The 8,081-nt window shown below is 63.0% G+C and carries 10 protein-coding genes (1 of these 10 only partly in view); 8 read left to right on the plus strand and 2 right to left on the minus strand.

Annotated features, from left to right (window positions below; translation table 11 throughout):
• Positions 1–156: 156 nt before the first annotated feature.
• A complete protein-coding gene (locus AXF13_RS03290; RefSeq protein WP_062251634.1) occupies positions 157–735 on the plus strand; it encodes a hypothetical protein in 579 nt (192 codons plus the stop codon).
• A 551-nt stretch (positions 736–1,286) separates the two neighbouring features.
• Here the strand turns inward: AXF13_RS03290 and AXF13_RS03295 are convergent.
• Complete coding sequence (locus AXF13_RS03295; RefSeq protein ID WP_008686000.1) at positions 1,287–1,565, minus strand: DUF5334 domain-containing protein; 279 nt, start codon at positions 1,563–1,565, stop codon at positions 1,287–1,289.
• A 65-nt stretch (positions 1,566–1,630) separates the two neighbouring features.
• Here AXF13_RS03295 and moaA point away from each other — a divergent pair, with 65 nt between their 5' ends.
• The 7 genes from moaA to AXF13_RS03330 all read left to right on the plus strand — a co-directional run bounded on the left by moaA (position 1,631) and on the right by AXF13_RS03330 (position 7,637).
• Positions 1,631–2,644 carry a GTP 3',8-cyclase MoaA gene (gene moaA / locus AXF13_RS03300; protein WP_062251635.1) on the plus strand — a complete coding sequence of 338 codons (1,014 nt, stop codon included), beginning with the start codon at positions 1,631–1,633 and terminating at the stop codon, positions 2,642–2,644.
• A 5-nt stretch (positions 2,645–2,649) separates the two neighbouring features.
• Positions 2,650–3,063: an EamA family transporter gene (locus tag AXF13_RS03305; protein WP_008685998.1), complete on the plus strand. Its 414-nt coding sequence runs from the start codon at positions 2,650–2,652 to the stop codon at positions 3,061–3,063.
• 382 nt (positions 3,064–3,445) lie between these two features.
• Positions 3,446–4,057 carry a Holliday junction branch migration protein RuvA gene (ruvA, locus tag AXF13_RS03310; protein WP_062251636.1) on the plus strand — a complete coding sequence of 204 codons (612 nt, stop codon included), beginning with the start codon at positions 3,446–3,448 and terminating at the stop codon, positions 4,055–4,057.
• A gap of 41 nt (positions 4,058–4,098) precedes the next feature.
• Complete coding sequence (gene ruvB, locus AXF13_RS03315; protein ID WP_008685996.1) at positions 4,099–5,073, plus strand: Holliday junction branch migration DNA helicase RuvB; 975 nt, start codon at positions 4,099–4,101, stop codon at positions 5,071–5,073.
• 13 nt (positions 5,074–5,086) lie between these two features.
• On the plus strand, positions 5,087–5,749 hold the full coding sequence (locus AXF13_RS03320) for a YczE/YyaS/YitT family protein (protein WP_062251638.1): 663 nt from the start codon (positions 5,087–5,089) through the stop codon (positions 5,747–5,749).
• A gap of 226 nt (positions 5,750–5,975) precedes the next feature.
• Complete coding sequence (locus tag AXF13_RS03325) at positions 5,976–6,341, plus strand: ACT domain-containing protein (protein WP_008685992.1); 366 nt, start codon at positions 5,976–5,978, stop codon at positions 6,339–6,341.
• A 66-nt stretch (positions 6,342–6,407) separates the two neighbouring features.
• Positions 6,408–7,637: a metallophosphoesterase gene (locus AXF13_RS03330; RefSeq protein ID WP_062251639.1), complete on the plus strand. Its 1,230-nt coding sequence runs from the start codon at positions 6,408–6,410 to the stop codon at positions 7,635–7,637.
• A gap of 75 nt (positions 7,638–7,712) precedes the next feature.
• Here the strand turns inward: AXF13_RS03330 and AXF13_RS03335 are convergent, their stop codons facing one another.
• A protein-coding gene (locus AXF13_RS03335) for a heavy metal translocating P-type ATPase (RefSeq protein ID WP_062251640.1) crosses the window boundary here: on the minus strand, positions 7,713–8,081 show its final stretch. 1,581 nt of this gene lie beyond the right edge of the window; 369 of the gene's 1,950 nt are visible here — the last part of the coding sequence; the start codon falls outside the window, past its right edge; the stop codon is at positions 7,713–7,715.

Genomic DNA, 8,081 nt, shown 5'->3' on the forward strand with positions numbered 1-8,081 from the left:
GGAAGTAAAGCCGACGCGCCCCGGCGGATTGTCCGCGCCCGCGCTCTTGACGATGCCCGTCCCTTGGTTACAATAGCGTGAGAGGGCGTGCCCGCAGTCAGCCGCTTCCGGCACGCTTTGAACTCCAATCCTGTCCTCTTCTTTTAAGGAGATCCTGTGAGCGAGACCAGCATTGCCGAGCGTCAGATCCAGCCGTATTTCGACATGGAAGCCTTCATGAACATGAGCCGGGAAACGCGCCTGGGCGGAGCCGTTCTGGAACGGCTTGTGAAGCTCTGGGGAGAATGGCTGCCGGAGCTGAAGGCGTATGAAGTGGGCACGGGCAAGATTTCCTATCTGGCGATCTGGCTGCCGGAGAGCGTGGAACAAGCCGTGGATGAAGCCTGGGGCAAATCCCCGTCCGACGGCTTTCTGATCAATAATCTGGCCCAGTTTTTGTGCATGGCCGCCGTGCAGGAACTCTTGCCCGAGGTGGAGGACGGGGGCTGCGCGCCGTCGCCGCGTCCCACGTCGGCGCTGCGCGAGGCTCTGGTCGGTCTGGGGCTGCCCTACAAGAGTGAGGAATCATCCCTGCTCAGCCGCCGCTACGCGGTGGTGACCCATTTCCCCTTCCGGGGCGGCTGTGAGATCTGCCACATGCAGAGCCACTGCCCCAAGGGCCAGGGGCAGACCGAAAGCGCCAGCATACTGCTGCCGGGCTATGAGCGGGAAGAAGAGGAAGAAGGGAAAAGCTAGAGCAACTTCAATGTGAAATTGCTCTAGGGTCTGTTAACGCTATGCCTTTTTGCCCTCCTGCCGCGTCAGATTTCACCTGCTTTTTCGGTCGAGTACCAGAAGAGTACACTCCCTCAAAGCAGGTTTATCTTCCTTGCAGGCGAACAAAAATTCTATAGTGTTAACAGACCCTAGCGCCGCATACGGTGCGGCGCGCCGCGAAGACCGACCCGACGGGCGGCCCGTAAGGCCGGGCCTGTAGCCCAAAGGGCACACAGGCATCGAGAGCGACGCGGCGTGGATTCCGGCGAAGCGACCGAAGGCCTCCCGAAGGGCTGTCCCCGTTGGCGACAACAGAACCATACGGGGATCGACAACAACGATAACCGCGTTTTTCGCCAGAATGCCAACGTTGGAATGCTCTTAAGGGCGCGCTGATTAATGAAGATGTTTGTTCTCTGCCAAGGACGGGGAACTCCGGACGGAGGGCGTATATTCAAAACATATTCAACCTTCGCACGGAGTGGGCCGGACGCAGGCAGAGGGCAAAAAGGCCGTTAATCAGTGTTTCCCTAACGGCCTTCCATGACCAGGGTGCGCTTGAGCCCCTTGGGCGTGCGCACCACCACCTCCACCGTGCGGGCGTTGCGGGTCACGGTTTCCACAAGGCAGGTCTGGCTGGTGTCGGTATCGTAGTTGCGGACGTCCACTGTGTCGCCCTGGGAGGGCAGCCTGTCGGGCGTGATTTCCACAAGATCGGTGGTGGCGGCGTCAAAACCGTCCCAGGCCAGAACCGTCAGCGGCACAACCAGGCAGCCCGCGATGGCCGCCCAAAGCAGCAGGTGTTTCATGCAGGCAGATGTAAATCCATTTCGCGTTCTTGGCAACTGGCCGCTTCCGGGCGGCGGGGAGGCTTATGCGCGCCTTGCATGACGGCCACGGCCGCAGCGTGCGCTATCTGCGCCTTTCAGTGACGGACCGCTGCAATCTGCGCTGCCTGTACTGCCGCAGCAACGCCAAACAGCGCTGCATTCCCCATGAGCAGGTCCTGCGCTATGAGGAAATGGCGCGCATGGTGGGCATCGCCGCTTCCCTGGGCATCGGCAAAGTGCGCCTGACCGGCGGGGAGCCTTTTGCCCGCAAGGGGTGCGGCCAGTTCCTGGCTATGCTGCACGCGCGTTTTCCGGACATGGATCTGCGCGTGACCACCAACGGCACCCTGCTGGAGCCGCATATTCCCCTGTTGAGGCGGATCGGCGTGAGCGCGGTCAACCTTTCCCTGGACAGCTTTGACCGCGAAACCTTCGCGCGGGTCACGGGCCGGGACCTGTTGCCCCCGGTATTGGCCGCGCTGGACGGCCTGCTGGCTGCGGGCGTGCGGGTGAAAATCAATGTGGTGGCCATGCGGGGCGTCAACGACGGGCAGATGGACGATTTTGTGCACGCGGCCCGGACCATGCCCCTGGATCTGCGCTTCATCGAATTCATGCCCATGGGCAGCGGCACGCTCTGGAGCCCGGAAAATTTCTGGTCCGCCGATGACATCCGGGAGGAAGCCGCGCGCCGCGCGCGCCTGATTCCCGTATCCCCCGACGAGCCCGGCGCGGAGGCCGAATCCGGCCCGGCCCGCATGTACCGCATTGAGGGCGGCCAAGGGCGGCTGGGCTTTATTTCGCCCCTGACCAATCATTTCTGTCTGACCTGCAACCGCCTGCGCCTGACCAGTGAGGGGGCATTGCGCACCTGTCTGTTCGCGGACAAGGAATACCGTTTGCGCGGCCTGCTGCGCCATCCCCGGATCACGGACGAGATCCTGGCGGGAGTGATCCGCCGGGCCTGCGCGGACAAGCCCGTGGGCGCGGATCTGCTGCGCACGCGGCGCGCGGGCGCGGCTGTGGCGGACAGACAGATGGTGGGCATCGGAGGCTGACGTCCATGTGGAGCGTCTATGCCGTTGGCGCCGCCTTCTTCGCGGCCCTGACCGCCATTTTTGCCAAACTCGGCGTCGGAAATGTGGATTCCAACCTGGCTACGGCCATCAGAACCAGTTTCATCCTGGTGCTGACCTGGGGTATTGTGCTCTGTACCGGCGCGGCCAGAGGCCTTAGAAGCCTTGACGGCCACACGCTGTTTTTTCTGCTGCTTTCGGCCCTGGCAACGGGGCTTTCCTGGCTGTGTTATTTCAAGGCCATGCAGCTGGGCGACGTTTCCAGGGTCGCGCCCGTGGACAAGCTCAGCGTCCCCCTGGCCATGATACTGGCGATGGTCTTTCTGCACGAGCCCGTCAGCCTGAAGGTCATTGCGGGCGGTCTGCTGATCACTGCGGGCTCCCTGTTGCTTCTGTTCTGAGCCCGCCTCCGCCGCCCGTGGAATCCGGGGCCGGAAACGGGAGCTCTGTGCAGGGGACTTGCCAAAACCATTGTTTTGCATTCATTTAATGCGGTCTCCACGCCCGCATTGCGGCCGCGCTTCTTAGAGCAATTTCACTTTGAAATTGCTCTGCTGACGCGAAGGCGGCAGCCGCCACGAAGACCGACCCGACGGGCGGCCCGTAGGGCCGTGCCTGTAGCCCAAAGGGCGTACAGGCATCGAGAGCAACGCGGCGTGGATTCTGGCGAAAACCACGTTTTTCGCCAGAATGCCAACTTTGAACTTTGTAAAATTTCAAAGTTAATCTGCTCTGGGGGCGCGCGGCTTTTGCCGTGAGGTGGGACCTTAATCCGAGAGTTGTATGATCGCCTATCTTGAAGGCCGCCTGGCCGAAACCTGGGGCAATGCCTGCCTCATCGTCACTGAAGGGGGCGTGGGCTATGAAGTGGCCCTGCCCGCCCATACGCTGGCGGCCCTGCCCGACCGGGGCGAACCGCTGGCCCTGTACACGAGCCTTGCCGTGCGCGAGGACGCCCTGGAGCTGTTCGGCTTCGCCAGTTTTGAGGAACGCCAGACCTTTGAGGTGCTGGTGTCCATTTCCAAGGTGGGGGCGCGCACGGCCCTGGCCATCCTGTCCATTTTCCGACCCGACGATCTGCGCCGTCTGGTGCTGGAGGACGACGTGCTGGCCCTCACGCGCGTGTCGGGCATCGGCAAGAAGACGGCCCAGCATGTTTTTCTGGAGCTCAAGTACAAGCTCAAGGTTGAGGATGTGCCCCAGGCCGCCGTGCTGGCCGCCTCCGGGCGGCCCGGCTCGGTCTTCCGGGATGTGCTTGATGGCCTTGCCAATCTTGGCTATGCCGAAGAGGAATGCGCGCCTCTGGTCAAAAAGATCCTGCATGAAGAGCCGGATCTGGATGTGACCGGCGCGCTCAGGGCCGCGCTCAAGGCGCTGGCCAAGGGGAGATCGTGATGGCGGAATGGGATGGGACGCCGCCGGGGCCGGAGTGCGGCATGAGCGCCCCGGACTCCGGAGCGGGTCTGGACGAGAGCGTCAGGCCGCGCAGTCTGGACGATTTCATCGGCCAGGACGAATTGCGCGCCAACCTGCGCGTCTATCTGGACGCCGCGCGGGAGCGGGGCAAGGCCTTGGACCATACCCTGTTTTACGGCAATCCTGGCTTGGGCAAGACCACGCTGGCCCAGATCATGGCTTCCGAACTGGGCGTCAATCTGGTCTGCACCTCCGGGCCGGTGCTGGAACGCAGCGGCGATCTGGCGGCCATTCTGACCAATCTCGGCCGCCACGACATCTTGTTTGTGGATGAAATCCACCGCATGCCCATTGCCGTGGAGGAAGTGCTTTACCCGGCCATGGAGGATTTCAAGCTGGACCTGGTCATCGGCCAGGGCCCGGCGGCCCGCACGGTGAAGATCGACCTGGAACCCTTTACCCTGGTGGGGGCCACCACGCGCATGGGACTGATTTCCTCGCCCCTGCGGGACCGTTTCGGCATTGTGGCCCGACTGGAGTACTACAGCCCCACGGATCTGGCCCGGGTGGTGCGGCGCACGGCGCGCATTCTGGGCGTGGAAGTGACCCCGGATGGCGCGGAGGAGATCGGCCGCCGTTCGCGCGGCACGCCGCGCATCGCCAACCGCCTGCTGCGCCGGGTACGGGATTTCGCCCTGATTCGCGGCAACGGGCAGGTCACGGGCGGGGAGGCCTCGGCGGCCCTCAAGCGCATGGACGTGGACGAGCACGGCCTGGACCAGATGGACCGCAAGCTCCTGGAAGTGCTGATCACCCACTATGACGGCGGGCCCGTGGGCATCAAAACCCTGGCCGTGGCCTGCTCCGAGGAAGTGCGGACCATTGAGGACATTTATGAGCCCTATCTGATTCAGTGCGGCTTTCTCAAGCGCACCCCGCGCGGCCGCATGGCCACAGCTAGGGCTTATAAGCATTTGAAGCTGCTGCTTTCCTGAAAGACTGGCCTTTATGAAGAAAAAAGAATTCGTTCGACGTTACACGGGTTTTTGCTTTGCATCTTTTGTCATGGCCCTGGGCATCGCCCTAGTTACCAATTCAAATCTGGGCACTACACCCATCACCAGCCTGCCGTATGCCCTGGGGGCCATTTTCGCGCTCAGCCTGGGCACGGCCACCTTTCTGCTCAACCTGCTGTTCGTGGCTTTGCAGAAGGTACTGCTCCGGAAGGAATTCTCCCCGGCCCATCTCCTGCAACTACCGGCGGTGCTGCTGTTCAGCGTGTTCATCGACATCTGCATGTGGTTGACCAGACCTCTGGTCACCGATGTCTACCCCCTGCAGATTCTGCTCTGCCTGACCGGTTGCGGCGTGCTGGGCCTGGGCATCAGCCTGGAGATCGTCAGCAATGCCACAGTGCAGCCCGGTGAGGGCATCGTCATCGCCATTGCCTACCGTGCCCGTAAAATTTTCGGCAACATCAAGGTGCTCTTTGACCTTTCCCTGGTTGCCCTGGCCGCCGGTCTGTCCTTTGCCGTACTGCACAATGTGGTGGGGCTGCGCGAGGGCACGGTGATCGCCGCCGTGCTGACCGGCTTCTGCGTGCGCTTCTTTTCCCGCTGGACCCGGCATCTGACGCCTTTTTTCCACTGCCGGAAACTGATCCGGCACTAGAGGCTGTTTTTAGAGCGAATTCGCTTTGAAATTGTGCCAATTTCAAAGCTGACGCTGCCCTCACCCTATCGTTGCTGTCGTCATCCGCAAGCCGCCAGCGGCAACGGCTGACGCGCGGCGGGAACGTGGTCCCGCCTTGGCTTCAGGCGCGGGCGTCCGCTCATTCGGCCACCAGAGCACTTCAACATTTTCAAAGTTGAAACGCTCTAAACAGACGGGAGTCGGGATGATCATCAAGGTTCTGGACGGGGATTTTTCCGTCTGCCAACTCGGCGGCCCGGAAGGCATTTCCTTTGCGGACGATTTCCTTTTTCTGGGCAAGACGGATCAGGAACTTTCCCTGGTCTGCCGGAGCGAAACAGCGCCGGACAATGCCCTGGCCCGTGAGGACGGCTGGAAAGCCTTCCGCATCGAAGGGGCGCTGGATTTCTCTCTGGTGGGCGTGTTGGCGGAACTGGCCGGATTGCTGGCGCGTCGCGGCATCAGCATTTTTGCCGTGTCCACCTATGCCACGGATTACATCCTGGTGAAGCGGGAGAAATTCTCCGAAGCTCTGGCCGCCCTGGAACAAGCTGGCCACGGGTTGGTTTGAACGTGTTGTTGTTCCCAGCCTTCGGCTAAACCCCTGATCCTGCCCCGTCGAGGAGGCCGCACTGTGATGCTCTATCTGCCTGCCGCATTTCTTTTTCTGTATCTCTTTTTTCGGCTGGTGCTGCCGTCGGGCCTGAGCCGTGCGGGTAAGGCCGCGGCGGGAGCCGCGCTTTTTCTCGCTTCGCAGGAGCATCTTTTGAACGGGCTTTTTTTCGGGGGATTGTCCGCGCCCGATCTGCCGTCGTGGGTGCTGATGCTCCAGGGCTGGCTGTTCACCAGCCTGCTTTTTCTTTTCGTGCTGGTGCTGGTCCGGGATGTTTTCTGCCTGGGCGTCCGGCTCGTGCGCCTGATGAGGCGCGCTTTGCGGCGGGACAAACGGCAAGGCCCGGCTTTTTCCGTCGGTAGAAGACGTTTTCTGACTTCGGGTCTGGCCGCCGCTCCGGCTTCCGTTCTGGGCCGCGCCTCGCTGGCCGGGCTGGTTTTGGCCCCCACGGCTTACGGGGTTTACGAAGCCGTGGCCGTCCCCGAGGTCCGCCAAAGGGAAGTCGTCCTGCCCCGGTTGCCCGAAGCCCTGGACGGCCTCAGGCTGGCGCAGATCAGCGATTTGCATATGAGCCCGCTGCTGGGCAAGGACTGGGTCAGGGCCGTGGTGGACAGGGTCAACGCCCAGGCTGCGGATGTGGTGGTTCTGACCGGCGACCTCGTGGACGGGTTGCCCGCGGCGCGCGCTGAGAGCGCGGCCGAGCTCCGCCGGTTGCGCGCCCGGCACGGCGTGCTGGCCTGCGCGGGCAACCATGAGTATTACAGTGGATTCAAAGCGTGGACGGAGATTTTTTCCGATTTGGGCATCACCATGCTGTTGAACGGCCATCAGGTGCTCGGCATACGCGGCCGGGAGCTGGTGCTGGCCGGCGTCACCGACCCGGTGGCCGCCCGCTTCGGCCTGCCCGAACCGGACCTGGCTACGGCCCTGGCCGGAGCGCCGGACAGGACGGCGCGCATTCTGCTTGACCACAGGCCGGGTAATGCCCCACGCAACGCCCGGCAAGATGTGGATTTGCAGCTCTCCGGCCATACCCACGGCGGTCACGCGCCGGGCTTGAGCGCCCTGGTGGCCCTGTTCAATCATGGGTATGTGCGGGGTTGGTACCGGGTTGAGGGCATGCCTCTGTATGTCAGTTCCGGCGCGGGGCTCTGGAACGGCTTTCCCCTGCGCGTGGATGTGCCCTCGGAAATCGCGCTTATCACGCTGCGGCGCGGTCCGGCCGGGGCCGCCTCAGCGGGGAGCCGGATGTGAGGCCGGATATGAAGAAAGGGCGGGGACCAAAACCCCCGCCCTTTTCCACGCAAACCGCCACGGCCGTGGCCGCGCTCAGATCCGCCCGGCGCGGGAAGCGTTGAGCACGGCCAACAGAGCCACGCCCACATCCGCGAAGACCGCTTCCCACAGGCCGGAAAGGCCCACAATGCCCAGTCCCATGAACAGGCCCTTGATGCCCAGGGCCAGGACGATGTTTTCCCAGACAATGCGCCGGGTACGCCGGGCGATACGCAGCAGTTCCGGCAGGCGCAGGGGATTGTCATCCAGAATGACCACGTCCGCGGTTTCAATGGCCGCTTCCGAACCCAGGCCGCCCATGGCCACGCCCACTCCGGCGGTGGCCAGCACGGGCGCGTCGTTGATGCCGTCGCCCACCATCAGAGTCTGGCGCGTGGGGCCCAGGGCTTCCAGGGCGCTGGC

The organism is Desulfovibrio fairfieldensis, assembly GCF_001553605.1.
GTDB lineage: Bacteria > Desulfobacterota > Desulfovibrionia > Desulfovibrionales > Desulfovibrionaceae > Desulfovibrio > Desulfovibrio fairfieldensis.

What these genes read in the sequence shown, in the direction of transcription:
- ruvA (WP_062251636.1), top strand. Translation starts at nt 3,446, where the DNA reads ATGATCGCCTATCTTGAAGGCCGCCTGGCCGAAACCTGGGGCAATGCC.
- AXF13_RS03305 (WP_008685998.1), top strand. Translation starts at nt 2,650, where the DNA reads ATGTGGAGCGTCTATGCCGTTGGCGCCGCCTTCTTCGCGGCCCTGACC.
- AXF13_RS03330 (WP_062251639.1), top strand. Translation starts at nt 6,408, where the DNA reads ATGCTCTATCTGCCTGCCGCATTTCTTTTTCTGTATCTCTTTTTTCGG.
- AXF13_RS03325 (WP_008685992.1), top strand. Translation starts at nt 5,976, where the DNA reads ATGATCATCAAGGTTCTGGACGGGGATTTTTCCGTCTGCCAACTCGGC.
- AXF13_RS03320 (WP_062251638.1), top strand. Translation starts at nt 5,087, where the DNA reads ATGAAGAAAAAAGAATTCGTTCGACGTTACACGGGTTTTTGCTTTGCA.
- ruvB (WP_008685996.1), top strand. Translation starts at nt 4,099, where the DNA reads ATGAGCGCCCCGGACTCCGGAGCGGGTCTGGACGAGAGCGTCAGGCCG.
- AXF13_RS03295 (WP_008686000.1), bottom strand. Translation starts at nt 1,565, where the DNA reads ATGAAACACCTGCTGCTTTGGGCGGCCATCGCGGGCTGCCTGGTTGTG.
- moaA (WP_062251635.1), top strand. Translation starts at nt 1,631, where the DNA reads ATGCGCGCCTTGCATGACGGCCACGGCCGCAGCGTGCGCTATCTGCGC.